Raw genomic sequence first — 25,083 nt, 5'->3', positions numbered from 1 at the left:
TCAACCTCCCAGAGTTGTGGCCGAGCCCACACGCTGCGGCGCATAGGGTTCGAGTCCGCTCGGTTCATGCACGTTGGTCAGACGGCGGTTGAAGATGCAGGTCGATTCCTGGCCGTTGCGCAACGTCCACTGCGGCGACACCTTGTCGACGATGATGTAGGGTCCCTCGGTCCGGAAATTGACGAGGCTCTCGTTGCGTTCGCCATCGACGATGTAGATCGTCGGCGTCTCGCCCTCGAAGCGGAACCAGGTCTTGGTGCCGTCATCGAACACCGCAACCGGCTTGTTCACCGACGATCCCTTGTAGCCATAATCGCTGTTGGCGTTGGCGATATTGAGGTCTTTGAGATTCGGATTGGCGGCGCGCTGCTTGGCTTCGGCTAACAGCTTGGCGCTCGCCTCATCATCCGGAAACCGGAACCGCACCGCATAGATTTGCCCGCCTGGCGACCGCGTGTTCGACCGCAGCAGGAACGAATAGATGCGCTTGTCGGTGACGACGTTGAGATTGGACTGGGCGTTCTTTTCGACCGGCTTGACGAAGATGATGTCGCCCTTGCGGTTCGGCTCGACCTTCCAGGCAATCGAATCACCGAGCGCCAGCGTTTCGATCTTCTCGTCCGGCTGCAGCTCGATCATCGTCGAGGTGCCGTAGCTGGCGTCGATCGCGGTGACGTTGTCCTTGTTGTAGACGACGTCGCGCACCCGCGAGTCGATGTGGCCCGGCCGCGGTAAAGCCTCGGCGAAGGCGGCGCCACTCGTGATGCACAGAATGAGAATGGAGGCGACGCAACATTTGATCATTGCTGCACACCTACCGTTCCCGGCGAGGGTGCGGTCTCCTGATCGCGACGATACTCGAGGACCTGGAAGCCGAGGGGGTTGTCGAAGCGCCATTCGTTGCGCATCGGAGCGGAGGTGTAGCGGAAGCGCACCAGCGACACCCAGTTGCGGGTGATGATGTTGGTCGACGACTTTTCCTCCGTCGAAAATCGAGCGAGTGCGGTTCGGTTGTTCGGGAAGGTCACGGACTTGATGTTGACGGCGACCACGGTGTTCGAGCCAAAGGCCTTCACCGGATTGTTAGGATTGGCGGGCGAGTAGATTTCCGTGAGCTCGCGCGCCGCGTCGCCGGTCGCGAGCAACTGCGCCAGATCGAAATTATCCTTCAGGGCCTTGGGATCATAGGTCTCGCGCGCCTTGATGTAGCGCACGACGTTAAACGTCGTGATGGCTTCGTCCTGGCTCAGTGAACCCTCGGCCATGGGCCGCTTTACCTCGACGAAGCCGGTGGTCTTGTCGACCACGACCATGTACGGCTCGTAGGTCTTGAGCGGGACCAGCAAAGCTAGGGTTCCGAGCGCGCCGACGGCCACGACCGCCATCACCGCGGCGACGATCCAGGCGAGCGCCCGCGAGTTGCGGTTGCGGCGCGCGATATCCCGCTCCCACGTCACGCCATCCGTGTAATAGCGTGAATCGACCTGTGCCGGCTCCGGGGCTGTCGTCTCGGTCATGGCCGTCCTCCCCCACTCGACGCCGGCGGGACGCCGGGATTGCGCAGCTGGTCAGCCAGACGACGAAATTCCGCGGACTGAGCCCAGGACGCGGCGCGCAATCCGACGCGCGCGCGCTGACGGGAAGCCAGCTCCTCCCGCCGGGACATCGAGACAGGATTGAGCGGGTTACGGAAGGCAAGGCGCGCCCGGTTGGCGGCGGCGCCGAGCCGATAGCCGGTGGCGGTCGCGAGCACCGCACCGATGCGCGGCGCAAATATTGGGACGCCGCCGGCGATCGCCGCTGCCATGTTGTTGATCTGGCTGAGCAGCAAAATGCCGATGATCGCGAGCAGCACGACCGGGCCGATGGTGGCCCAGGTTGCGGATTTGGAGTTGGCGACGCCGTTGAGTGTGTCGATCGTCTGCTGGATCAGCGAGACATAGAAGGCGAGGAACGCATAGACGAGGACCTGCACCAGGAAATACTGGACCAGCGCGCTCATCCAGCCGCTGAAGAACCGTGTCGTGACGCCAAACAGCAGCAGAATGATAAACAGCGGCGCCAACGCCAGCAGCAACCACATGAACATCTTCGACAGCACGATGAGAAAGATCGCGAAGCCGATCAGGAGGGCCATCACCACATAGAAGACAGCGGCAAAGATGTAGGGCCCCCAGTTGGTGATGCCGGCATTCTGCAGGAACGCCTCGGTCGCGCTGTTGGTTGTGTCCCACATGTTCTGCAACGCCGACTGGACACCGTTCACGGAGTTCAGATTTACGGACATTCCGGTGTTGTTCGCCGACGTCACCGCGCTGAGCAACGCGTTGCCGATCGCTGAAGGGCCATCATTGAGGAAATTGTACGCCAGCGTTTGGAAGTCGCCCCACTTCGTGGCCATGGCGTAAATCAGCACGGCACGGAACAGGCGAAACGCATGGTCAGCGGGACCGCCCGTCGCGGTGCCTTGCCAGATGCCGACGCCCCAGAAGATCACGTAGAGCGTGAGCAGCAAGCCGGCGACGCTGGTGGCGCCGCCCGAGGTCGCCGCGTTTGCCAAGGCCTGGTAGGCGGTCGATACATAGTTCTGACCGAGTTGGTCGACCGATTGCAGAAGCGAGGTAATGCTGAAGCTGTTTCCCATCGCCCCTCTCAGATCGGCCGCATCGGGCCGCAGCGGGCGAACCTTTTCAGATCATCAGGCTCGGTAGGCGGCGTCGCGTCTGAATAGGCGAGCGGCGCTCCGCCCTCATCCGGCGAGCAAGGCGCTTTGAGGGGTTTGTAGGCGCAGCCTGCGAGCAGCGTCGCCATCAGCGTCATGAACGCAAACGAAGTGATCAGCTTCATTGCGCCGACGCCTTCGGCTGCGTGAACGTCATGGCGCGTGAGGCGGCCTTTGCTGCCTCGCCCTGCGCGCTGGTTGCGCTGACGCCCACTGCCGGTGCCGGCGCGCGGTTGAAGCCATAGCGACTGATGAAGACGGCAGCGATCGCGACGATGGCGACAAGGATGGCAATACGTTTGGACAAGCTTCGCTCTCCCGCTCGGCTTACTGCTGTGTGAATTTCATGGCGCGCGCCGCCGACGACTCTGCCGCGATCCGGTCGAGGTTGGCCTGGTTGGCCGCGGCTGCCGCGTTGTTGACGACGCCGTTGAGCTCGTTGATCGTCTGCCCCGTCTGAATCTGCACCTGCGTGTTCTGGTCGACGCTGCCCTTGAGGTCTTGCGCCTTGCCGATCTGCTGGCCGCCCTGCGTGAACGCCGAGGACCTTTGCTGCACGGCGCCCTGCGTCGAGTTGATGAGGCCCGACAGGGTCGCGGCGACGTTGACGGAATTCTTGTATGCGGTGTCGGCAGGATGGCTCTGGCCATTGACGAGGCCGGTGATGGTCTGGACGAGCTGCAAGCCGTTGATCAGCGTCGAGACAATATTCTGAGACGCCGAGCCCATACCGGCAAATGATAAGGCGCCCCCGGAAATCACCGAGCCGAGGGAGGGTGCCTGCGCCATCGAGAAGCCGCCGCCGAGCGCCATCTGGGCGAGCGTGCCTTGGGCCTGCGACGACCGATCGCCGGTAACGGCCTGCAAGGTCTTTTGCGTAAACTGCAAAATCTGCTGATCCGCGGCAAGAATCTGCTGCGTGCTGGTCGCGATCTGCTGCGCCTTGGCGAGGTTGGCGTTGTCGAGCACAGGAACCTGCGCCATCACAGGCGAGGCCCCCACTACGGCCAGCGCGTACAACGTGAGCAGGACAATCAAGCGCATCGAAGCCTCCCTAGCGGCTGTTGGCGGCAATCGCGGCAAGAGCCGCAGTGACGTCGGCGGCAGTGAGCGCGGCGATGGAATTACGTCCTGCGTTCGCGGTGTTCTGCGCCTGAACGAGGTAGAAGATGACGTTGCCGTCGCTATCGACGGTGCGGGCGCTGACACAGGACGGATCGACCCGCGCGCCGGGCGCCGTGGTCGAACAGGCCGTCGGCGTCCGGCAAGGTTGCGCGGCTGTCCCCGCGCCGACCATGCCGACGGGACAGGCCGGCCCCGGCTGGGTGCTGGTCACGGTCGCCCGCATCCCCGTCGCGGCCCGGCTCATGTCGCTGTTGACCGCCAAGTTCAGCGCGTTCAGCGCCGTGACCCAGAGGTTGGCGGAGCCGATCGCGCCGTTCCAGACAAGATTGTTTTGCAATCGCGCGGCGCTGTTCATGTCGATCGCCGCCATCACCGTCTGCGCGGTCCCGACCTGCTGCCCGGCAGCCTGGAACGCCGACTGCGCCGCACTCATGGTCTGGCGGCTGGCATCAAGGCCGGCGACGACATCGCCGCTCGACTTGAAGAGCGTCTGGCTGTTGAGGGTCGCGCCTTGCGCGTTCGGATTGGAGGTCACCGGAAGATCAGGAGCGTAGGACCGGATCGCCTGGCTACCGGCCCCGCTTTGCGGCTGCACGGTCGGGTCGATGACGCTGACTTTCTTGCCCGTGGTCACCGCGCATTTGACGCCGTTATTGGCATCCTGTCGCCGTGTTGTGACCGGTAAGAGCTTCACCGTCGTGCTGGCCGTCTGGGAACGCAGCGTCAGTTGCGCGGCGTCGTTGACCGGGATATCGGCCAGCGCCGGCGTAGCGCCGAGCGCGAGAACGCTAACAATGATTGCAGATCTCATGCCTCGCTCCTGCCCATGAAGAGCGGCAACCACACGGCGGGGTCGTTGCCGACCCGCGCCCGCAGCGCATCGAGCTCGGCGACCGTCTCGGTGCGCCCGGACAGCACCTTGATCAGGTCCGGCATGCTGGCGAGATTGAGCTTCGCCACCACGCTGTCTCGGCCATGCTTGATCAGGAAGGAACGGCTCTCCGGCACGGTGCCGCGAATCCAGGCGACTTCCCGTCCCGACAAACGAAAAGCCTGCTTGTAGCTTTCGTCATCGGCTTTCGGATTCGGAAAGAAGATGTTGGTGCTGGTCTGTTCGATTAGCGTGTTCGAGGCTTTCGAGCGCACGATGTCGGCGGCCGATTGCGTGCCGAAGCCGACGATGCCGTTCTGCTTGCGAATGGTCTTGAGCTTGTCGCGGATGAAGAAGGCGAATACGTCATCGTCGAGCAGACGCCAGCCTTCATCGAGGAAAATCATCACCGGGTCACCGGTCAGGAGCTCTTCTGTCCTGTGGAAAATGTACATCAGCGCCGCAGTGCGGATCACCGGATCGTCGAGCACACGCGTCATGTCGAATCCGAACACGCTCGACAACGAGAACTGATCCTCGTCGTTGTTGAACAGCCAGCCACGCTGATCGGGCCGCATCCAGCTTTCGAGTCGCGCCAGCAGGTCCCCCTCCCCCGCCCGGATGCGGCCGCGCAGCAAGGTGGAGAAGGCTTTCAGCGTCCGACCCGCTGGACCGCCGGTGAGCGCCGCCGCGATGGCGTTGCGGATGACCTGCTCTTCGGACGCGGTCAGATCCGCGCCATTCGCAGGCCGCAACATGAAGGCGAACAGCTGATAGAGAAATTCCCGGTTGGGCGCCGTGTCCGGGAGCGACAGTGGATTGAAGCCGGTCGGCTCGCCGGGGACGAGCGTCTCATATTGCCCGCCGAGCGCCCGGATGAAGATCTCGGCGCCGCGATCCTTGTCGACGAACAGCAGCTTCGGCCGTGGCTGGATGCGCTGCGTCTGCGCCGCGATGAAGGACAGAAACACCGTCTTGCCCGACCCGGTCGGGCCGACGACGGTGAAGTTGCCGATGTCGCGGACATGATGGTTGTAATAATAGGCGGTCTGCGACGTCGTCTCGAACACGGAGATCGCCGGCCCCCAGTGATTGCCGGTCGGCCGACCGCTCGGATAATTGTGCAGTGAGGCAAAGCCGGCAAAGTTCTTCGATGAGATCACGCCCTTGCGGGCGATATAGGCAAAATTGCCGGGAAGCTGCGCCCAGAACGCCGGCTCGCAATTGAGGTCCTCGCGCGTCCAGATCACCGAGCGGTCCGTGAGCGCTGCGCCGACCACCGTGACGGCGGCGCCGACCTCCGACAAGTTGCGGCCGAGGCACATCACCGTCATGTGGTGCTCGCCATAGATCGCTTCCGAGGCCAGCAGTTCATCGCGGGCATCATCGAGATGCTCCGCGACAATCGATCCGGCCTCATCCGACATGTCGACTTGGCGCGACACCCGATCGATCTGCTTGGCAGCCTCGGGCCGGTCGACGATGGCGAAGCTCTGTGTGGCAATGAATTCGTGCGGCACGCGCAGCAGGTTGTCGAACGAGCCGGGACCGGTCTGCGCCGGGTATTCCCGGATCGAGACCATGGCGCCGAAGCGGGTATCCTCGGGGCCCGCGCCGCGAATTTCGATGGCGTTACGACCGAAGAAGATGCGTTTCATTGACAGCGCATCGGCGATGTCCAGGCGTGGCAGATGCATCGGGCGCGGGATGCCGCCATCAAGAATCTGCACCAGGAACTCGAGCGGCTCGGAGAACCAGACGCCATCGCGCCGCACCACACCGAGCTGGCGGGCGCCATAGCCGGCGAGAGTTTCGCGCACCGCGGTCGCCGCATCACGCAGCTCGGTCAGTGCGGTCTGCATCGCGACCGACTCGCCGGCCTCGTCCTTGCGGCCGAGCAACTTCGTCAGCATGAGATCGAAGGTGCCGGCCTGACCCTGCAAGGGCCGCCGCACGATGGTCAGGTAGATATCGTTGACGAACATGCGCCGCTGCGACAGCGCTGCGTCGTAGCGCTCGTCAAGCTCGCGGCACAACGGATTGTCGAAGGTCGAGTCGATCCTTGGCTGGACCTCCCGTCGGATGATGTGGGATACGAGCGCGAATCTCGAATTGGCAAGAGTCCGAATGACGTCGTTGCGTCCCAGCAGGCGCGAGTTGACTTCGCTCATGTCGGACGTCTCGAACGAATAACCATCGAGCTTGAGGACCGTCATGACAAGGCCATCGCGGGTCTTGATGATGTGGTCGTCGACATGGCGCGTATAGGGAACATGGGAGGCGACAGGACGCTCGCGCCGTGAAACGGCGCCGAAGGTCAACTCGTCAAGCAGGGCACGCGCAACCATCGCTTCCTCCTCACGCCGAATAGCTGTCGGCCGCCCAGAAGGCGCGCGAGCGGGGCGGGCATTTAGTGGATTTGACGAACAGGATTTCGAAGATGCGGTCGTCGCGCAGCGTCATCACGTAGCCGAACAGGTGCAGCGGGATGGCCACCAGCAGCATGAAGAGGTTATGCGTGACCAGGAAGCAGACGCTGGAGACCACGCCGCTGAACATGAAATACATGTATGGCACCCCCATCAGCGTGGGCGCGCGCGTCAACGCTTTGACGAGCGGTGTGATCAGCGGATCCTCGAGTTCGTCTTCGGTCATTGCCCGACCGCTGACTGGAAGAACTGGACGATCTGCGCCGAGCCGAACACCAGCACGATTCCGAAAATGACGCTGCCGGCGATGCCCCAGGTCAGCCGGCCGGACCAGGCGAAGAATCCGCAGGCGATCACGGCGAGCGTCGCCAATGCTGTCGCAATGGGCCCCGTGAGCGCTGAGACCAATTGCGTCAGCGTCGATTGAACGGGTTGCAGCGTCCCGCCACTCGACTGCGCCGCGGCCTTCGTGATGGTCTGTAACAGAAGCGCTCCGGCCAATGGCGCGCGTGAAAGCAATCTCTTCATCCAGTCCTCTCTTTTCAATCGACATGCATGACAAAGCCGTCATCCCAGCGTGCCTGGCCCGGCGGCGTCGGCGCGGAGGTCTGCGGCGGAGCGCGCGTTGACCCCGGTTCGATCAGGTCAGGCCGATCGGCGACTTTGCGGTGGAGTGCGCGCCGGGAATCCGCGTGGCCCGGCGCCGGCCAGGTGTAGAAGTCGTTGATCACCCGCGCGACGAAACGGACGGTTTCGGGAAACGGGGGCACGCCGCGATTGCTGTCCACGGCGCCCTCGCCGGCGTTGTAGGCCGCGAGGATAAAAAGCGGATTCCGGTACTTGTTTTGGAGGGCGCGGAGAAAGCGCACGCCGCCACGGACATTGTCGGCGGGATCGCATCGATCGACCTTGAAGCGTTGCGCCGTTTCCGGCTCCAACTGCATCAAGCCGACCGCACCCTTGTCCGACAGTGCGGTAGAATTGAAATGGCTTTCGATCTTGGCGACCGATTGGACGAAGTCAGGATAGAAGTTCTCCGCCGTAGCGATGCGAACGACCAGCGCGCGGGCTTCATCCGCCGCCATCGCTCTGGCGTTCGGGCAGGGCGATGTGCCAACCGATGTGCCGTCGATCCGTTCAATCGCGACTGGCGCGTCCGCGAGCGGCAGGATACGGCCGTCAGCGTCCACGGCGGCCACGCGCGCTGGCTTGGTGTCCTGCGCGTTGGCCATTGCCATACCCGCCAGGACGCTAAACCCGATTGCCGCGAAGCGGACTGACATACCACCCAACCCCATTATCTGATAGACAATATATTAGATGTTGGTACCTTGGCAATAGCGTGCAGCACGCCTGCTGCAACTCTAACCCCGGGTACCAGATGAAGCGCAGTGCAGCTTTGCTCGTGGCTTTCGGACTTGGATTCGCGCCCGGCGTCGGGATCGGAGCCCGCGCCCAAGACGCGTCGTTTGGGTGCAAGGTGCTGTTATGCGCAGCGGCTGCCCCGAGCTGGCAGGGCATCCCTTACTGCGTACCGGTTATGCAGGCGCTGTTTCGGCACCTGGCGAAAGGCGGCGGCTGGCCATCCTGCCCGGAGGGCAACGCCAGCGGTCTCGGCTATGAGCCTTATCAGGCCTGTCCTGCCGGCCTGACGTCAGTGCAGTCACCGACGGATGGTGGGGCCGACTTCATGCCTGCGCCGAACGGCAGTCTCTGCGCCGATCTCTCCAAGCCACAGCAGATCTGCTCGGGCGGGGATGGTGGCTGTACCACGAGTTATCCAACGACACCGCGCGATCCACGCAGCGAGCCCTACTACGTTGATATCAGCACGGCGAACGGCAGCCAACGCTTCTACTTCTCTTTACGGGGCTACTAGCATGCGGTGTACGCGCGCCGTCGTCGCCTTCTTTGCGCTGCTCATCGGCTTCGGCGCCGCACCGACGTGGACCGCTGAGTCCCACTGGTTTGCAGTTCCCACCACGGCCCTTTACCTCACCGGAGACAGTTGGTCCGACGCCGGCGTCACCTACCGGCTTTACGGTGTGCAGGCCTGCCTTCGCGGAACGAGCTTCACCAATGGCCATGGTCTCAAGCGCGACTGCGGTGAGGCGTCGCTCACGATGCTGGTGGCGCTGACGCGCGATCTGCGTCCTGTATGCTATGATGCGGCCGAGCAACCTGAGACGCGCACCGTCTTCGTGTTCTGCGTGGCAACGCGCATCAGTGGTGCCGGCGCCGGGTCGCGAATCGACCTCGGCACCGCTTTGATCGCGACGGGCTTTGCCTTCGCGGCCCTGAAGCCTGACGGCCAGCCGGTACATCCACCTTATTTCATCGCGGAGCTCGTGGCGCAGCGCGCTAAAGCGGGGCTTTGGGATTTTGCCGACCTGCCCGATCCAAACGCCATCATCCTGCGCGCGCTGCATCGGAGTGTGCCTGCCACTTCGCCTGCGCCTGCAACGTTGCGCTCGCAGGCGCCAACGCCCTGATAACCATCCAGCAACCCAAGGAGGAAGATCCATGAGAACGACAAATCTGTTCATCTTGCGCGGACGCGTCGGCCAAACGCCGAAGGCTTTCAACAAGGCTGCCAAGATCAACGTGGCGACTGATCGCGCCTGGACCGACGCCAAGGGCGAGCGCCGGGAAGAGACCGATTGGGTGACGGTCACGATCCTCAATGAAAAGGCCGCCGAATGGGCGATCGCAAATATCGCGAAGGGCGATGCGGTCTATGCCGAATGTCGCATCGCGGACGGCTCCTACAAGAAAGATGGCGAGACGGTCTACACGACCGACATTATCGCCAACGTCTTTCACAAGCTCGATCTCGGATCGCGCGATGATGTCGCCGCCTAAACTCGTTGTTGCCGCGCTGACGGGGCTGGCTGTTCTCAGCGGTCGAGCGAGCTTTGCTCAGACGCCTAATGCGGCTTCCGGAATCTATTCGCCGAAGGCCGCGGTACAGTCGCCACCATTGCGCGTTGAGGTGATTGACGGCACGCGCTTCCGCGACATCGAGACTCACGCGGTCTATCGGCTGTACGGAATCGACACCTGCGCGCCCGATCAAACCGCGCACCTCGGCCGCCAGCCTTGGCCTTGCGGTACAATGGCGACCGCCTGGCTCGTGACTGCGACGCTTAACGTCTGGCTCGCTTGCAGGACGCTGCGCGATGACGACGGTGAACGTCTCGTGCGTTGCGCTTCGGCGGGTCATCCGGATATCGCCGCGGACATGGTGCGCGAGGGCATCGCTGTCGCGCGGCCGCCCTCCCCGGACGATCCCGGCATCCGCGTCTACGCGCTCGCTGAACAGGACGCCCGCAAGGCCTACCGCGGTCTATGGTCCAGCACCTTTCAGATGCCGTGGGATTGGCGGGCTGGTTCCGACGGCAAACGCCGGGCGACGGCGAGCGGCGAGGCAACACCATGATCCACCGAACCCATGGTCTGATGGTGCCGCTGCTGATTACCCTGGCCGGCTGCGCCACACCGGCCGCGCCGGTGGTCGACCTCGGACCGTTTGCGCCGGAGCCGCTTTACAGCCCTGCTCAGGTCAGGCCGGGCCGACTCGAATACGCGCCGGATCGCTCGACCTTCGCGCCGCTGCTCACCGAGCGCTTCCCCTATCCCACGCAGCCGGAGGCAAACGCCGCCTATCTTCGCCTGATCGCGGCCGCGCCGGCGGACCGCCTCTACCCATCGTCGATCTGGCTGTTCGGATGCAAGCCCGGTGCTCTTGATGAGCAGACCGCGCGCGTGACCCGTTACCGCGGTCCGGTCGTGCATTGCGCCACGGATTTCCTTGATGCTTCCGGAAGGCGGTTGCGGCGCGAGACCGCGAACTTCTACTACTACGGCGCCGTCTGGAATATGCAGTCTATCCATCCGCCTGTGACGGCCGCCCCGTGGCGCAATCGCGAGCACTCGCCCAAGGATTTCTGGTGGTGGGTGCCAGGCCGATCCCGTTATGAATAGGAGAGCCGGTCGTGGGCGTGCTAGCATCGACAACACAAAGATATTATATTAGATATTGTCATACCGAGACGGTGCCGGCCGCACGCATTGCCAGACGTTCGGCGCGCATCCTGGCCGCGAGCTTGATTGCGATGACCGAAATCACCAGTGCCGTCACGGCGCGGCCGCTGACACCCGACCCCGGTGCATGGCGTGCGATGAGCTATGCCAATCTGCAACAGCGCTCGGCGGAAACGGCGACCTATGCCGATATCTGGAAGGACGCCATCGACGCCAACAATCGCGCCTACAAAGCGCGTGGCGACCAGAGATTTGCCGATGGTAACGCGCCCGCCACGGAAGCGCATTTCGTGATCTGGAGTCCCACGAAGTCCGTCGTCCTCTCAATCCTCAACACGGTCACCGGCTGCACGCTCAAGGAGCTGCGGGCGGTCGCCGGCGCGACGGTAAAACTCTGCCCGCTGCGGATAGCCATCTACGAAGGGATTCAGGTGCGGACCCTCGACGGCGGCCGCGCCTGCTTTCTCGAACTCGCTTCGCCCGCCGTCGGCACCAGCGGTGACCCGCAGACTGCTTCTTACGCTTCCTACGATGTCGCCACCAAGACCGTGAAGACCGGTGTCATCATCGATCACCAGGCCGTGGATGGCTGCTCTCAAAACATCGCGCTGCACCCCCAATGAAACGCCGCCCGCCGGTCCATCATGGTGCCACGCCCGCTGACGGCGCCGTCAAGGCGACCCCAGCGGGGCGCGCTGGCGCGCGGCCTGGACCGCGCTCGCGGCCGTGCCATGCTGGTCGGCAATCTCAGCATCAGGAGGCTTCGATGCGATTTAGGTTCATCCTTCCGATCGTCGCGCTACTCGCGACTCCTTGCCTCGCAGCCGCGCAGGATCAAGCTGCCAGCCGCTGGCAGGCGATGAGCTATTACAGTTTCCAGATCCCGTCGACCACCGACCCGCTACAGACGCTGATTTGGCCCGACGTCATCCGGGAGGCCAATGCCTACGTGACCACCGAGCTCAAGCGGAGCCTCGGCGGTAAAAACGCGCTGGTGACCGCGCTCGCCTCGACCTATCGCGACGGCAGCCGCACCATCATCGTGAGCACGGCGCTGTCGCGCGCATGTGATAGCGGGGCGAACGACAAAGGGGCCGAGATCGAGCCGTCTGTCTGCCCTCTGCGCATCGTCACGATCGAGAACGGCAAAGTGATATCCATCAAGTCAGATACCGGCTGCTACACGGATCACGCCGATCCCGACCTGCCGGCGAAGAACCGCAACGATAATTCCTACACGCGCTACGATCCGGCCGCCGGCACGATCAGCTTCCGCACCACGATCGGTGGCCATGACGTGCCGAGCTGCGCACGTGTCTATTCGCTCAAATGACGTTCTAGGATGCGGAGGGAACTTCATGTGCACGCGACTTAGCGGTCTAATGTTCGTCGTTGTTCTTTGCGCGAGCATTTCGTGGTTCGGCGCCGGGCGGGCAGTTGCGGGACAATATTGCGAACGCACCAATTACTCCGCTCAGCAGATAACGGATGCGGTGAGGAATTCTCCGCTGCGGGATGATCTCAAGGGAACGTCCTGCTCACTCGGCGGCCTGGGACGCTTCGAGTCGGGCGGCAACAAAGGCAACTATAATGGCAGCTGCTGCACCGGCATTTTCCAGCTCAACAACGCCAACGTCCAGAAATACGCGGGGACCGACCGCTCGGTCTACGGCTGCATGTCGCTGCAGGACCAAGTCGACGCATGGGCCAAGCTGACCAACGACGGCTATAATTCATCCGCAGTCAGGCAACTGGCCTCGATGTCGACGTTCGACGGTCAGAAGGTCGATGCCAGCCTTATCGCGGCCTGCATCCAGCTCGGCACCGGCAACTGCCAGAAGATGCTCAATTCAGGCACATGCTCCGGTTTCGCCGACATCAACGGGACGACCATCTGCAAGATGGCCAACAATGCGGGCGCCCTCGCGGACCCGAACTGCAAAGACGGCCAAGCCGTGTGCGGGCCGTCAGGGCCAGGCGACTTCCCGACCTCGACCGGCATCGCTGCAAACCCGCCGACCGCCGGGAGTGCTTCGATTATCGTGGCGCCGACCGACGTCTAGCGATCACTGCCTCAGTTCACCTCTGACGGATCCCGGATGATGAAGTCGGCGAAGGCGTGCAACTGCTCCTCGGCGACGGAACATAAATCGCCGCCGCGATAGTGCGCGTGCACTAGGGCCCAGAAGACGACTTCGTCGGAACGCCCGGCGAAGAGCGCCTTCTGCAGCGTGCGGCCAATGATGGTTACAGCGCGGACGTGGTCGTAGCGCATGTGAAGTTCCTGGGCGACGATCTTCGTGTCTGCAGTGCGGATCACCAGGCGACCTCCTCTCTTGTTGATGTCTCGTTCACGCAGCCGAAGGCAGCGTGGCGTCGGGAAGCACGCGGTCCTCGCAGCCGCGCGCCTGCCGGATCGCAGCGAGCGTCTCGCGGTTGAAAGACATGCGAAGCGCGACCACCTCGTCGCGGCCGATGCGTTTCGGAAATCCGAGAGGACGGACAAAGAAACGGAGCTGCATCGCGATTACCATCAATCGCCAGTCGATCGCGACCGTGACGGTGTCGACCTTGCTCGCCATGCCCCATTCGACAACGCCCTGCGCGAGCTCGAGAAAGGGGCTGTCGCCGCGCGGACGCATTTCGCGATGGCCGTGCGCGACGCAAAAGCGTGTCCACTCGAATACACGCGGTCCGCGCGGCGGGCGCTGACGGCACAGGTCAGACAGCACATCGGTGAGCAAGTGCGGACGCGTCGTCGGAAGCAGGCGCTGGTAGCCTACGATCTCGTCGCCGCGCAGGCAGATATGGTGAGTTGCATGTACGTCGTCGAACCGATCGCGCTCAAGACCGTCGGGCTGGCGCAAGTCCTCCCAGCCCTTCTCGTCGACGAACACGGCGTGGCGGAAGCGGAAGGCCCGATCCATCAGCGCGGCATGGCGGCTGATGTCCGAGCCGGGAATGACCATGAGCATGGGCGTCTCCTCGGCTTGTTGAATGAGCCGAGTTGGCCACGTATGGCGGCGCGCCGGTATGGTCAGAAAAGACCATTGCCGCCGGAAGTTGCGACGTCAGTTGCTGTTGCGCGTTGCTCGTGTCGGCGCAGAAGACTCGGAGTGCCAGCCTTTAGGTTTGTCCTTGCAGCCGCAGGCGGCGACAGGGAGATGATGCCGCAAGCTGGCGACCCGGGTGTCACGTTAGCCGGCGCGGGATCGCGAGGGGCAATGGGCGGACGGCAGGGCGATCCCGTGACCGACGGGTACGTAGCCGAGCTTGTCGCACAGGTCGCGAAAGAGAACGCGCCGGCGCTCCTTCTCGGCCTCCGCGGAGGCGCAGCGAAGAGCGTGCTCGCGGTCTGTGGTGCCGTCGGGCTGACAGGTCGGGCAATTCGCGATGTGAACCGCGCGTTCCAATGCCGCCAGCGCCTCAACATAGGCGCGGTGGGCCGCGACCGCCCGCGACTCGAGCGAGGTTTCAGGTCGCTCCCTAACCACTCGAACTCTCCCGGCGGGCAGTGTCTGCGGTGCGCCCCCGCAAACGAACCCTCGCTGACTCTTGGTGATCGGGGAGTTCGAAACCGTACGAGACGGCCCTATGGCCTTTAGTTCGGGTGAACCTGTTGCATACGCCACAGGCTCCCCGACCATAAGGTCAAGGAGTGCGGTGCCGAATCGGCCGGCACCAACCGCTCGTAGGGGTTTCGACGCCCCAAGGCAGCGCGTACTGCCCCGCACGACTCATAACCGCTTGTGCGGCCGCATTCCAGATGGTTTCCGAAAACTGTCGATTGCGCAGAAGGTGCAAGGGGTTGCGCTAAAGGCGCAGACCGCCTGCACGTAGCGGCCACGGGCGCGCGGGACGCCAAGGCAGGCAGCGGCGTCAGCCGCCCGCGCTGTCGCGACCTGTCCGCACAGTCTCGACGGTGAACGATGCGGGAGGCAGCGGGCGCAAAAGCTCCGACTCCGGGCGCGTGAGGTAGATCCAATGCGCCCAATCGGACGGCCGCAACACCACGACCTGGCGGTCTTGGTAGGGGGCGACGTCGGGGCCGGGCTCGGTCGTCAGCATTGCAAAGGCAGGACACCCGTCTGCCTTGCCTTCCCGCCAGACCCCGGCGATCGCCGTGAAAGGCGCGTCGCGCAGCACGAAACGGTGCTTGCTCTCGGGGTAACGCTTCCCGGTGAATTCGAAGAAGGCAGAGACGGGTATCAGGCAACGATTGCTTTTCGCGAAACTCCGCCTCTCCGAGCGGAAGTTGAACACCGGCTTGCCTCCGGGCCGCGCCGGCGGAAAGCTGAAATTCATCGAGACGAGCCCGATATCATTTCCGGCAGCGCGCATCACCGGGCCGCGATCGTTGATCCTGACGTCGTCGGCTTGTGGCAGATCGAGCTCGGTCTGCTGCGTCGGAATGCCCAGCTCCAGCTCCTGCATCATCTTGCAGTATTCGGCCCAGCGAACATGTTGCTCGTAGTCATTACACATCCAGCGATTATGCGTCATTGGCGAAATTGCGGAGAGGGGGTGGGCGTCTCCCCTGCGGGGCCGGGCTGGCGGCTGCGCTGAAGCCCCGCGCGCGGGTCTTCCCCCATTCGGGCTGCCATCCCTGACGCAAACGATGACATTTGAAGCATAACGCACGCCTATCGCGCGCTATTACGGCCGAAGATCGGCGCCGGGATGTACGCGCCGCCGCCGACTGACTGACGCACTGGGATCTCCCTTTCGCAACGATGCGCTCAAATCTGAACGTTCGACTTGTACCATCGACCGATCAGCGCGGTGCGTCTTCGGTGACTTGCGGCCGGGAGATCTGGACCGGTGCCGCGGTCGGGAGGTGATCTGGGGCCCGGGCCCATCAGCGTCGACGACACCCCGCTCTCGAATGGGCTTTCTTGGTTCCGGCACGGCCTCCGACGATCAACCCCCAAGGGGTTCGCTACGCCAGCGTGCGACCTCTGCGGCTGTGCCTGCGAGGTGACCGCGGCCGCCCCCGAACCTGTCGGCGCCTGTCGAGCGGGGATAGTCCCCGCCGCAAGACGGGAGCCAACCATGTCGACCAACCTCACCCTCGCGCAGAACCACGCTCACGATCTCGCACGCACGCTGATGGTGCCTGTGACCTTGTTCGAAGTCGATGGCTCGCTCGGCGTGATGCCGACGGCCGATCTCGACGACGAGGATATCACGATCATTCACGAGTACGATCCGTGGTCCCCGGCTCATTGAGCCGGGCGACAGATGCCGCTGGCGCTGCGCCCGATGCAAGGGAGGCTGCGCCGCTGTCGAAATCCGACCTCGCGACGGCTTGTCAACGCGCCCTTGCATCCGGCACGCTTCGCGGCGGGCGGGTAGCGTTCCGTCACGATGACGCGAGAGGAACATCAACCGATGAAAGGACCGGGTGGCGCAGAACGCGCCTGGTGAAGGCCATGGAGAAAAGAGAAATCGAAGAATTGCGAGCCAAGGTTAGCTGCGCCGCCCTGCTCCAGCAGGACGGCTGGAAAGTCGATCTGAAGGAAAGCACACGCCGCGCGGTGAAATATCGCCGCAACGCAGAGATCATCATCGTCATTCACAATGATCGCGGTTGGTTCGATCCATTGTCGACCGCGAAAGGCGACGTGTTCGATTTGGCCGAGCATCTCGGGGCGCAGGGCTTCGCCCAGGCCTGCGCCCATGTCGCTTCGCTCGTCGGCTTCGTTCCGAGCCCGCCGGCGTGGCAGCGCGAGGCCCGCCCCACAACGCTGCACCCCATCGGCGATCGCTGGATGCGCCGTGGCGTTCCGCGCCCCGGCTCGCCGGTCTGGCGCTACCTGACGGTGGAACGCAGCATTCCCGACACGGTCGTCGCGATGGTGGTCGAGCAAGGCGTCCTGCGCGAGGGTCCGCACGGCAGTATGTGGGCGGCGCACCGTCGCGGCGACGGAGTCTTGATCGGCTGGGAAGAGCGCGGACCGCAATGGCGCGGCTTCGCCACCGGCGGGGCGAAAGAGCTGTTCCGCTTCGGTCCCGCGGCCGCGTCCCGGGTCTGCGTGACGGAGGCGGCGATCGACGCCATGAGCCTCGCCGCGATCCAAGTTCTGCGACCGGATACGCTGTTTGTCAGCACCGGCGGAGGCTGGTCCCCGGCGAGCGAGGATGCCATCCGCGATCTGGCCATGCGCGCAGACAGCCGACTTGTTGCCGCCACCGACAACAATCGGCAGGGCGATGTCTATGCCGACCGCCTGCGCGTGATCGCTGTGGAGACGGGCGCGTCGTATGCGCGGTCGCGGCCGCGCGCCGGCGATTGGAACGATGACTTGAAGATCCTCGTCGGCCGATTGGCGGAGGAACCCGTAGCAGCAGCCGGATGAACCCCGCTGCCGCATGCCCGGCCGGCGCGTCAAGGGAAGCTGCGCCCGCGTGCCGCGGCCCTTGACCCGCCGGACCTTCGATGCGGTCGCCCCGAGGGTGTCTTCAACACCCGAAGGGAAGGACGACCCTCATGCCCATCTTTACGATCGAGACCACCCACCGTCTGCCTGTGTATCGCCAGCGCAGCTATGACGCGGCGAGCCTCGCTGAGGCCTGCCGCCTCGCCGTCGCGGACGACGACTGGGACAACGAGAAGCAGGATTATGAATCCGCCGGCGAGACCTATGTCACCGGCATCTGGGAAGGCCCGGACACGGCTTACAAAGGCGCGACCGCGCTGGTGCCGTCGCACTATCGCGAGACCGTGCAGCGCAAGGCCGATCACTTCGAGGTGCTGCTCGGCCTGGTGAAGGTGCTGTGCGGCGACGACCAGGCGCTCGATCGCGCTTATTGGCGCGAACGCGCCATGCCGGCCATCGCCAAGGCCGAAGCCATCCTCGCCGGCGCCCGCGATCCCGACTGATCCGCCAGCGCACATCCTTTCTTCCGCACATCCCGCCCGGCCCTGCCGGGCTTTGTCATTTTCAGGAGCCGGATATGGCCAGCTATTACGTTCCGACCGTCGTGCAGACGACGATTCCCGACACCGATATGACGCCGCTCGAGCGGCTCATCCTCTCTCATATCTTCAGCGCCGAACCCGACGGCGACGGCCTTTATTTCTTCGCCGAGGACAGTCCGGCGGAGTGCCTCGAACTCGATGTCGCGGTGCTGCGCGACGCGCATCGCGCCTCGGCCGACGCCGACAGCGTGCTCAATGCCATCGTCGCCGATCGGCTGGCCGAAGTAGAAGCCGGCGACACCCATGTCGAGCTCGATCTGAGTGTCATCTCCTGGGCGACGATCTTTCAGGATGTCGTGCGGCGTTCGCCGACACTCGATGAGGTCGCCGTCTCCTCCGCCTTCACCTGCTCGCGCATGCGTTCGGATGGCTTCGGTGGCATGGCGACACTGATCACGGTGACCGCGATTCTGTCGGGCTCGACCGATGAGATGCTCGCGGGATTCCGCGAAGTGGCGGACGCCGCGGCCGCGCCCAGCGTTCACGTCCTGCTCCGCTTCGACGAATCCGAAGTGCGAACAACGGTCGGCGAGGTCATCGCCTATGACGGCGCCACGACCATAGTCCCGTTCGCCAGCATCAGCGACGACGATATCCACGCCGCCTGCCTTGCCGTCGCGGCATCGACGGATTTTGCGGAGGAACGCGGCTCGGCCGTGTTCAAGGCGGCGCTTGCGGCGATCGCGAATGCCGCGGCGCCTCGCTGAAGAGCGGAAAGGGAATGGAAGAGCGGAAAAGAATTGAAGGCGCGATGCCGCATGCCCGGCCGTCGCGTCAAGGGTGCGCTTCGCCCGCGTGCCGCGGCCCTTGACCCGCCGGACCGGAGAGGCGGCCCGCCGGAGAGGTGATGAAGGGCTGAAGTGATGAGGGATCACGCGGATCGCTCGCGCCTCAGCCCGCCAAGCCGAAAGGAGCCGCCATGCACACCCTCCCGACACTCCGCAAGATTTTCCAGGGCGTCGCCACGCGCCATGAGATGTATCGCATGTTCAACCGCCATCGTGGCGATCCGACCTGGGCTGCCGGCGACGCCGCGCATCTCTTCGCCGGCGAGTGGTTTGAGATCGCCGAGGCCGAGCACGATCACATGCTCGACATCCTGCCGCCGCTGTTCCTGCGCGGCGATCTATTCGCGATGCGTGAGTTCATGACCGGCAGCGTCACCAGTGTCTTCTTCGCGCTCGCCATCGACGGACGGCGACGCTGGTTTCACGGCTATTGCGATCTCTCGGATCGGACTTCGCCGGAGCGGATGAAGGCAGCGATCATCGAGCGCGAGTCGCGGCCGGTTCGCGCCATGACTCGCGATGAGCGGCTCGAGCACATCTGGTCGAGCACGCATGAAGACTATCGCGGCTATGCCGGCGAGCGCTGGCCCGCGTCCATGCGTGGCCGCCGCACCGTGCTCGTCTATGCCGGGCGGTTCGGCACCATGCTGAAATTGCTCGACGAGCTCACCGACGCGGAGATTGCGGCCAAGCTGCCAGTCCAGCTCCGCCATTTGCCGGAGACGATCGCGGCCTAGCCCGTCCTCTCCCTCTCCGACTTGCGAACAGCCCGGCCACGCGCCGGGCTTCGCATTTCCGCACCCGGCGTCGCGCCGGGACCTCCCTCACTTCCGCAACGCCGTGCCGTCGTCGCAGCCCGCGCCGGCGGGCAGCTGCGCGCGCCCAACAGAAGGACATTCCCCATGGCGCATGACGATCCCTTCACCCTCGATCTGTTCGGCAACACCGCGCTCTCGTCAGGCCTCGGCCTCGGCGTCACCGCGTTCGCCGATTTCCGCAGCGATGACGACCATGACGACGATCTACCACCGTCAACGCCGGCTCTAGCGACACCGCCGGTCATATCAGCGCGGGTGCCCGCGGCCCGTCCCGGCAAGCGCGGCGACAATTTCTATCTGTCCGGCGAACGCGGCCTCGCCAAGGGTTGGAAGCAGCGCGCCCGCGACAACATCGCGGCGCTCCGCCTCGCCACGCAGATCGATGCGGAGCAACGGCCCGCGACCGTCGAGGAGCAGCGACAACTCATCCGCTTCACCGGCTTCGGGGCCTCGGAGCTCGCCAATGGCGTCTTCCCCCGGCCGGGCGAAATCGAATTCGCGAAGGGCTGGGACGAGATCGGCGCCGATCTGCAGGATGCGGTCGACGATGCGGATTACGCCTCGCTCGCACGCTGCACCCAGTATGCCCATTTCACCCCGGAGTTTATCGTCCGGGCGATCTGGGCTGCGGTGCTGCGTCTGGGCTGGCGCGGTGGCCGCGTGCTCGAGCCTGGTATCGGCACTGGCCTGTTTCTGGCGCTGATGCCCGAGGATTTACGCGAGGTCTCGCACGTCACCGGCGTCGAACTCGATCCCGTCACAGCCCGCATCGCACGGCTGCTGCAGCCGCGCGCGCGCATCGTCGCCGGCGATTTCGCGCGCACCGAGCTGCCGCCACGCTTCGACCTGGCGATCGGCAATCCGCCCTTCTCCGATCGCACCGTGCGATCGGACCGCGCGCTGCGTTCGCTCAGGCTTCGCCTCCATGATTATTTCATCGTCAAGGCGATCAACCTGCTGAAGCCGGGGGCGCTGGCCGCCTTCGTCACGTCGCACGGCACCATGGACAAGGCCGACGGGGCGGCGCGCGAGCTCATCGCGCAGCACGCCGATCTCGTCAGTGCGATCCGTCTGCCGGAAGGCAGCTTTCGCGCCGATGCCGGCACCGACGTCGTCATCGACATCCTGTTCTTCCGCCGGCGCAAGCCCGGCGAGCCGGAAGGCGATCTGTCCTGGCTCGACCTCGAGGAGGTGCGTCCGGCAACCGAGGACGAGGGCGCCATTCGCGTCAACCGCTGGTTCACGCGCCATCCCGGGCTTGTGCTCGGGATGCATGCGCTGACCGCCGGCCCGTTCGGCGAGACCTACACCTGTCTTCCCAAACCCGGCGAGGATCTCCGCCTCGCGCTGGACGAGGCGATTACCCGCCTTCCGGACGCCATCTATAACGGTGAGCCCGAGCCGATCGATTTCGACGTGGAGGAAGCAGACTACGAGGCATCCGTCCATGTGACTGCCGATCGCCATGTGCGGGAGGGCAGCTTTTTCTTCGACAAGGCCCGCGGCCTGATGCAGATCCGTGATGGCGGGCCCGCCGCCATCACGGTGCGCAAGGGCCGCAGCGCCGACGGCGTTCCGGAAAGACACGTCCGGATCATTCAGAAGCTGATCCCGATCCGCGACGCGGTTCGCGAGGTGCTGAAGTGCCAGGAGTTCGACCGGCCGTGGAAGGACGCGCAGGTCCGCTTACGCATCGCCTGGTCGAACTTCGTCCGCGCCTTCGGGCCAATCAACAGCACCGTCGTCTCGACGAGCGAAGACGCAGAAACCGGCGAAGTGCGCGAAACGCATCGCCGGCCCAACCTGCAGCCATTCCTCGACGATCCCGATTGCTGGCTCGTCGCTTCTATCGAAGACTACGATCTCGAAACCGACACGGCGAAGCCGGGCCCGATCTTCACCGAACGGGTGATCGCTCCGCCCGCGTCGCCCCTCATCACCAGCGCTGCCGATGCGCTCGCCGTCGTGCTCAACGAGCGGGGCCGTGTCGATCCCGACCATATCGCCGAACTCCTGCATCGCGATGCGGACGACGTGATCGCCGAACTCGGCAGCGCCATCTTCCGTGATCCGACCGACGGCGCGTGGCAGACGGCCGATGCCTATCTCTCCGGCGCGGTCCGATCGAAGCTCATGGCGGCTGAAGCTGCCGCCGCGCTCGACCCCGCCTATGCGCGCAACGTCACGGCGTTGCAGGGCGTGCAGCCCGCCGACCTGCGGCCATCCGACATCACCGCGCGCCTCGGCGCACCGTGGATTCCCGCCGCCGACATCGTCGCCTTCGTTCACGAGACGATGGGCGCGGAGATCAAGATCCGTCACCTGCCGGAGTTGGCGTCATGGACTGTCGAGGCCCGCCAGCTCGGCTGGATGGCCGCTGGCACGTCGGAATGGGGCACCGAGCGACGGCACGCCGGTCAACTTCTGTCGGATGCGCTCAATTCCGCGGTGCCGCAGATCTTCGACACCCTCAAGGGCGGCGATAGCGAGCGCCGTGTTCTCAACGTCGTCGACACCGAGGCGGCGAAGGAGAAGCTGCAAAAGATCAAGACCGCCTTCCAGAGCTGGATCTGGTCCGATCCTGACCGGACCGATCGCCTGGCGCGGGTCTATAACGACCGCTTCAACAACATCGTGCCCCGCGCCTTCGAGGGCTCGCATCTAAAGCTGCCCGGCGCCTCAGGCGCCTTTGTCCTCTACGGGCATCAGAAGCGCGGCATCTGGCGCATCATCGCCTCGGGCGCGACCTATCTCGCCCACGCCGTCGGCGCCGGCAAGACGATGACTTTTGCCGCCGCCATCATGGAGCAACGCCGGCTCGGCCTGATCGCCAAGGCGATGCTCGTCGTGCCCGGTCATTGTCTGGCGCAGGCCGCGCGCGAATTCCTGGCGCTCTATCCGGGCGCCCGCATCCTCGTCGCCGACGAGACCAACTTTACCAAGGACAAGCGGTATCGCTTCCTGTCGCGCGCGGCGACCGCCAGCTGGGATGCGATCATCATCACGCACTCGGCGTTCCGGTTCATCGGCGTGCCATCGGCGTTCGAACAGCAGATGATCCAGGACGAGCTGGAGCTTTATGAGACGTTGCTGACCAAGGTGGAAGGCGACGACCGCGTCTCGCGCAAGCGGCTCGAACGGCTGAAGGAGGGATTGAAGGAGCGGCTCGAAGCGCTCACCACCCGCAAGGACGATCTGCTGACGATCTCGGAAATCGGCGTTGACCAGATCATCGTCGACGAGGCGCAGGAGTTCAGAAAACTCTCCTTCGCCACCAACATGTCGACGTTGAAGGGCGTCGATCCCAACGGTTCGCAGCGCGCCTGGGACCTTTATGTAAAGGCCCGTTTCATCGAGACGAAGAACCCGGGCCGCGCACTCGTCCTCGCCTCCGGCACGCCGATCACCAACACGCTCGGAGAGATGTTCTCGGTCCAACGCTACCTCGGCTACGCGGCGCTTCTGGATCGCGGCCTGCACGAGTTCGACGCCTGGGCCTCGACCTTCGGCGACGTCTCGACTGAGCTCGAGCTCCAGCCCAACGGCAAGTACAAGCCGGTCACGCGGTTCGCGACGTTCGTCAACGTCCCCGAATTGATCGCCATGTTCCGCTCTTTCGCCGACGTGGTGATGCCGGAGGATTTGCGCGCGTATGTCAAAATTCCGGCGATCTCGACCGGAAAGCGGCAGATTTTCACCGCGAAGCCGACATTGGCGTTCAAGCGCTACCAGCTCCTGCTCGATGCGCGGATCAAGGCGATCGAGATGCGGGATGGGCCGCCGGAGCCCGGCGACGACATCCTGCTCTCTGTCATCACCGATGGCCGGCATGCCGCGATCGATCTGCGTCTGGTCGATCCGGACAACGACAACGAGCCGGACAACAAGCTGAACCTGCTCGTCGCCAACGCCCTGCGCATCTGGCAGGAGACGTCGGCGAACAGCTACGTGCGCGCCGACGGCAAGCCCTACGAGCTGCCTGGCGCCGCGCAGATGATCTTTTCCGATCTCGGCACCATCAACGTCGAGAAGACACGCGGCTTCTCGGCCTATCGCTGGATCAGAGACGAACTCGTCCGTCTCGGCGTACCGGCGTCCGAGATCGCCTTCATGCAGGACTTCAAGAAGTCCGAGGCCAAGCAGCGCCTGTTCGGCGACGTGCGCGCCGGCAAGGTCCGCTTCCTCATCGGCTCCTCCGACACAATGGGCACTGGCGTGAACGCACAGCTTCGGCTGAAGGCGCTCCATCACCTCGACGTGCCGTGGCTGCCGTCGCAGATCGCGCAGCGCGAGGGCCGGATCGAGCGACAGGGCAATCAGCATGATGTCATCGACATCTTCGCCTATGCCACTGAGGGTTCACTTGACGCGAGCATGTGGCAGAACAATGAGCGCAAGGCCCGCTTCATCGCCGCCGCGCTCTCGGGCGACACGTCGATCCGCCGACTCGAGGATCTCGGCGAAGGCCAGGCCAACCAGTTCGCCATGGCCAAGGCGATCGCGAGCGGCGACCAGCGGCTGATGCAGAAGGCCGGGCTCGAAGCCGACATCGCCCGGCTCGAACGCCTGCGCGCCGCGCATATCGACGATCAGCACGCCGTCCGCCGGCAGATTCGCGACGCCGAGCGCGACATCGAATTCTCGACGCGGCGGATCGCGGAGGTTGGCAAGGATATCGAACGCCGCGTTCCCACAACGGGCGAGGCCTTCGCCGCGAGCATCGTCGGCAAGGGCTATGTCGAGCGCAAGGAGGCCGGCCGCGCGCTGATGAAGGAAATCCTGACCCTGGTGCAGCTTCAGCAGGAGGGCGAGAGCACCATCGCCGCGATCGGCGGCTTCGACCTCGACTATACCGGCGAGCGCTTCGGCCGCGACGGCTACCGGTACAGCACCGCCCTGATCCGCACCGACGCCGAGGTTGAGATCGAGTTGCCCGTCACCGTGACGCCGCTCGGCGCGATCTCCCGCCTCGAGCATGCGCTCGACGATTTCGAGGGCGAGCGGGAGCGCTATTGTCAGCGTCTCGCCGACGCGCATCGCAGGCTTGCCTCCTTCCAGTCGCGTGAGGACGGCGATTTCGCTTTCGCCGGCGATCTCGCCGAGAAGCGCCGCCAGTTGGCGGAGGTTGAGAAAGCCCTTGCAAGCGATGTGGAGGGAAGCGGCGCGAGCGCGATCGCCGCGTGAGGAAGAAAAGGGAATTGAAAGCCCGCTCGCAGATCGGCCAGCCCGGCAGCGCTAACGCTCAACCGCCGCCTGCGCGATCCCGGCCCGTCGTCCTGCGCAGGGCTGGAAGCCCTGCTGGTC

Annotated in this window: 29 protein-coding genes; 14 read left to right on the top strand and 15 right to left on the bottom strand. The window is 64.5% G+C overall.

The window, feature by feature from the left end:
- Genes virB9 through AC1RKJ_RS22135 form a run of 11 tightly spaced genes read right to left on the bottom strand, consistent with a single transcriptional unit; the run spans window position 1 to window position 8,379 of the window.
- Window positions 1–804 carry a P-type conjugative transfer protein VirB9 gene (virB9, locus tag AC1RKJ_RS22185; RefSeq protein ID WP_043854999.1) on the bottom strand — a complete coding sequence of 268 codons (804 nt, stop codon included), beginning with the start codon at window positions 802–804 and terminating at the stop codon, window positions 1–3.
- Complete coding sequence (locus tag AC1RKJ_RS22180; RefSeq protein WP_043855000.1) at window positions 801–1,517, bottom strand: VirB8 family type IV secretion system protein; 717 nt, start codon at window positions 1,515–1,517, stop codon at window positions 801–803. The genes virB9 and AC1RKJ_RS22180 overlap by 4 nt, the downstream gene beginning before the upstream one ends.
- Complete coding sequence (locus tag AC1RKJ_RS22175; protein WP_043855001.1) at window positions 1,514–2,644, bottom strand: TrbL/VirB6 family protein; 1,131 nt, start codon at window positions 2,642–2,644, stop codon at window positions 1,514–1,516. The genes AC1RKJ_RS22180 and AC1RKJ_RS22175 overlap by 4 nt, the downstream gene beginning before the upstream one ends.
- An 8-nt stretch (window positions 2,645–2,652) precedes the next feature.
- Window positions 2,653–2,847 (bottom strand): hypothetical protein, encoded by a 195-nt coding sequence (locus AC1RKJ_RS22170; RefSeq protein WP_043855002.1) that lies wholly within the window; start codon window positions 2,845–2,847, stop codon window positions 2,653–2,655.
- Window positions 2,844–3,029, bottom strand: coding sequence for a hypothetical protein (locus tag AC1RKJ_RS22165; RefSeq protein WP_052506857.1), 186 nt, complete (start codon window positions 3,027–3,029; stop codon window positions 2,844–2,846). Before AC1RKJ_RS22165 ends, AC1RKJ_RS22170 begins: the two co-directional genes overlap by 4 nt.
- A gap of 20 nt (window positions 3,030–3,049) precedes the next feature.
- Complete coding sequence (locus tag AC1RKJ_RS22160; RefSeq protein WP_292619046.1) at window positions 3,050–3,766, bottom strand: type IV secretion system protein; 717 nt, start codon at window positions 3,764–3,766, stop codon at window positions 3,050–3,052.
- A 10-nt stretch (window positions 3,767–3,776) separates the two neighbouring features.
- Window positions 3,777–4,658 carry a hypothetical protein gene (locus tag AC1RKJ_RS22155; protein WP_043855020.1) on the bottom strand — a complete coding sequence of 294 codons (882 nt, stop codon included), beginning with the start codon at window positions 4,656–4,658 and terminating at the stop codon, window positions 3,777–3,779.
- The gene (locus AC1RKJ_RS22150; RefSeq protein WP_292619043.1) at window positions 4,655–7,066 is read right to left on the bottom strand and encodes a VirB4 family type IV secretion/conjugal transfer ATPase; all 2,412 of its coding nucleotides are present in this window, start codon (window positions 7,064–7,066) and stop codon (window positions 4,655–4,657) included. The genes AC1RKJ_RS22155 and AC1RKJ_RS22150 overlap by 4 nt, the downstream gene beginning before the upstream one ends.
- A 10-nt stretch (window positions 7,067–7,076) precedes the next feature.
- Window positions 7,077–7,373 carry a VirB3 family type IV secretion system protein gene (locus tag AC1RKJ_RS22145; RefSeq protein WP_043855018.1) on the bottom strand — a complete coding sequence of 99 codons (297 nt, stop codon included), beginning with the start codon at window positions 7,371–7,373 and terminating at the stop codon, window positions 7,077–7,079.
- Window positions 7,370–7,675 carry a TrbC/VirB2 family type IV secretion system protein gene (locus AC1RKJ_RS22140; RefSeq protein WP_043855017.1) on the bottom strand — a complete coding sequence of 102 codons (306 nt, stop codon included), beginning with the start codon at window positions 7,673–7,675 and terminating at the stop codon, window positions 7,370–7,372. The genes AC1RKJ_RS22145 and AC1RKJ_RS22140 overlap by 4 nt, the downstream gene beginning before the upstream one ends.
- Before the next feature lie 14 nt (window positions 7,676–7,689).
- The gene (locus tag AC1RKJ_RS22135; protein WP_349642605.1) at window positions 7,690–8,379 is read right to left on the bottom strand and encodes a lytic transglycosylase domain-containing protein; all 690 of its coding nucleotides are present in this window, start codon (window positions 8,377–8,379) and stop codon (window positions 7,690–7,692) included.
- Window positions 8,380–8,528: 149 nt separating this feature from the next.
- On the opposite strand from AC1RKJ_RS22135, the gene AC1RKJ_RS22130 reads away from it, so the two are divergent.
- The 8 genes from AC1RKJ_RS22130 (at window position 8,529) to AC1RKJ_RS22095 (ending at window position 13,254) form a co-directional block, all read left to right on the top strand.
- Complete coding sequence (locus AC1RKJ_RS22130) at window positions 8,529–9,026, top strand: hypothetical protein (RefSeq protein ID WP_080890818.1); 498 nt, start codon at window positions 8,529–8,531, stop codon at window positions 9,024–9,026.
- Window position 9,027: 1 nt separating this feature from the next.
- On the top strand, window positions 9,028–9,639 hold the full coding sequence (locus AC1RKJ_RS22125; protein ID WP_244468596.1) for a thermonuclease family protein: 612 nt from the start codon (window positions 9,028–9,030) through the stop codon (window positions 9,637–9,639).
- Window positions 9,640–9,670: 31 nt separating this feature from the next.
- The gene (locus AC1RKJ_RS22120) at window positions 9,671–10,009 is read left to right on the top strand and encodes a single-stranded DNA-binding protein (RefSeq protein WP_043855015.1); all 339 of its coding nucleotides are present in this window, start codon (window positions 9,671–9,673) and stop codon (window positions 10,007–10,009) included.
- Complete coding sequence (locus AC1RKJ_RS22115) at window positions 9,996–10,586, top strand: thermonuclease family protein (RefSeq protein WP_483992744.1); 591 nt, start codon at window positions 9,996–9,998, stop codon at window positions 10,584–10,586. Before AC1RKJ_RS22120 ends, AC1RKJ_RS22115 begins: the two co-directional genes overlap by 14 nt.
- A complete protein-coding gene (locus tag AC1RKJ_RS22110) occupies window positions 10,583–11,131 on the top strand; it encodes a hypothetical protein (RefSeq protein ID WP_292619036.1) in 549 nt (182 codons plus the stop codon). The genes AC1RKJ_RS22115 and AC1RKJ_RS22110 overlap by 4 nt, the downstream gene beginning before the upstream one ends.
- Before the next feature lie 11 nt (window positions 11,132–11,142).
- On the top strand, window positions 11,143–11,814 hold the full coding sequence (locus AC1RKJ_RS22105) for a hypothetical protein (RefSeq protein WP_244468585.1): 672 nt from the start codon (window positions 11,143–11,145) through the stop codon (window positions 11,812–11,814).
- A gap of 143 nt (window positions 11,815–11,957) precedes the next feature.
- Window positions 11,958–12,524 carry a hypothetical protein gene (locus AC1RKJ_RS22100; RefSeq protein ID WP_043854981.1) on the top strand — a complete coding sequence of 189 codons (567 nt, stop codon included), beginning with the start codon at window positions 11,958–11,960 and terminating at the stop codon, window positions 12,522–12,524.
- A gap of 25 nt (window positions 12,525–12,549) precedes the next feature.
- Window positions 12,550–13,254 carry a hypothetical protein gene (locus tag AC1RKJ_RS22095; RefSeq protein ID WP_043854982.1) on the top strand — a complete coding sequence of 235 codons (705 nt, stop codon included), beginning with the start codon at window positions 12,550–12,552 and terminating at the stop codon, window positions 13,252–13,254.
- 11 nt (window positions 13,255–13,265) lie between these two features.
- Here AC1RKJ_RS22095 and AC1RKJ_RS22090 read toward each other — a convergent pair whose 3' ends face one another.
- The 4 genes from AC1RKJ_RS22090 to AC1RKJ_RS22075 all read right to left on the bottom strand — a co-directional run bounded on the left by AC1RKJ_RS22090 (window position 13,266) and on the right by AC1RKJ_RS22075 (window position 15,676).
- Window positions 13,266–13,511, bottom strand: a complete 246-nt coding sequence (locus AC1RKJ_RS22090; RefSeq protein ID WP_043854983.1) for a hypothetical protein — start codon at window positions 13,509–13,511, stop codon at window positions 13,266–13,268.
- A gap of 31 nt (window positions 13,512–13,542) precedes the next feature.
- Window positions 13,543–14,166 (bottom strand): acyl-homoserine-lactone synthase, encoded by a 624-nt coding sequence (locus AC1RKJ_RS22085; protein WP_043854984.1) that lies wholly within the window; start codon window positions 14,164–14,166, stop codon window positions 13,543–13,545.
- A 222-nt stretch (window positions 14,167–14,388) separates the two neighbouring features.
- Window positions 14,389–14,685, bottom strand: coding sequence for a transcriptional repressor TraM (locus AC1RKJ_RS22080; protein ID WP_152648141.1), 297 nt, complete (start codon window positions 14,683–14,685; stop codon window positions 14,389–14,391).
- 385 nt (window positions 14,686–15,070) lie between these two features.
- A complete protein-coding gene (locus tag AC1RKJ_RS22075; protein WP_043854985.1) occupies window positions 15,071–15,676 on the bottom strand; it encodes an SOS response-associated peptidase family protein in 606 nt (201 codons plus the stop codon).
- A 567-nt stretch (window positions 15,677–16,243) separates the two neighbouring features.
- Between AC1RKJ_RS22075 and AC1RKJ_RS22070 the strand changes: the two genes are divergently transcribed.
- The 6 genes from AC1RKJ_RS22070 to AC1RKJ_RS22045 all read left to right on the top strand — a co-directional run bounded on the left by AC1RKJ_RS22070 (window position 16,244) and on the right by AC1RKJ_RS22045 (window position 24,963).
- A complete protein-coding gene (locus AC1RKJ_RS22070; RefSeq protein WP_043854986.1) occupies window positions 16,244–16,420 on the top strand; it encodes a hypothetical protein in 177 nt (58 codons plus the stop codon).
- 203 nt (window positions 16,421–16,623) lie between these two features.
- Window positions 16,624–17,550 (top strand): DUF3991 and toprim domain-containing protein, encoded by a 927-nt coding sequence (locus AC1RKJ_RS22065; protein WP_292575272.1) that lies wholly within the window; start codon window positions 16,624–16,626, stop codon window positions 17,548–17,550.
- A gap of 131 nt (window positions 17,551–17,681) precedes the next feature.
- The gene (locus tag AC1RKJ_RS22060; protein WP_043854988.1) at window positions 17,682–18,074 is read left to right on the top strand and encodes a hypothetical protein; all 393 of its coding nucleotides are present in this window, start codon (window positions 17,682–17,684) and stop codon (window positions 18,072–18,074) included.
- 74 nt (window positions 18,075–18,148) lie between these two features.
- The gene (locus AC1RKJ_RS22055) at window positions 18,149–18,880 is read left to right on the top strand and encodes a hypothetical protein (protein WP_244468588.1); all 732 of its coding nucleotides are present in this window, start codon (window positions 18,149–18,151) and stop codon (window positions 18,878–18,880) included.
- 212 nt (window positions 18,881–19,092) lie between these two features.
- Complete coding sequence (locus AC1RKJ_RS22050; RefSeq protein WP_292575270.1) at window positions 19,093–19,698, top strand: DUF1419 domain-containing protein; 606 nt, start codon at window positions 19,093–19,095, stop codon at window positions 19,696–19,698.
- A gap of 165 nt (window positions 19,699–19,863) precedes the next feature.
- Window positions 19,864–24,963, top strand: coding sequence for a helicase-like domain-containing protein (locus AC1RKJ_RS22045; RefSeq protein ID WP_298272533.1), 5,100 nt, complete (start codon window positions 19,864–19,866; stop codon window positions 24,961–24,963).
- The last annotated feature ends 120 nt before the right edge of the window (window positions 24,964–25,083 follow it).

Source organism: Afipia sp. GW822-FHT04G07, assembly GCF_058800765.1.
The sequence above is the reverse complement of the archived record's forward strand: the minus strand, read 5'-3'. Positions and strand labels throughout refer to the sequence as shown.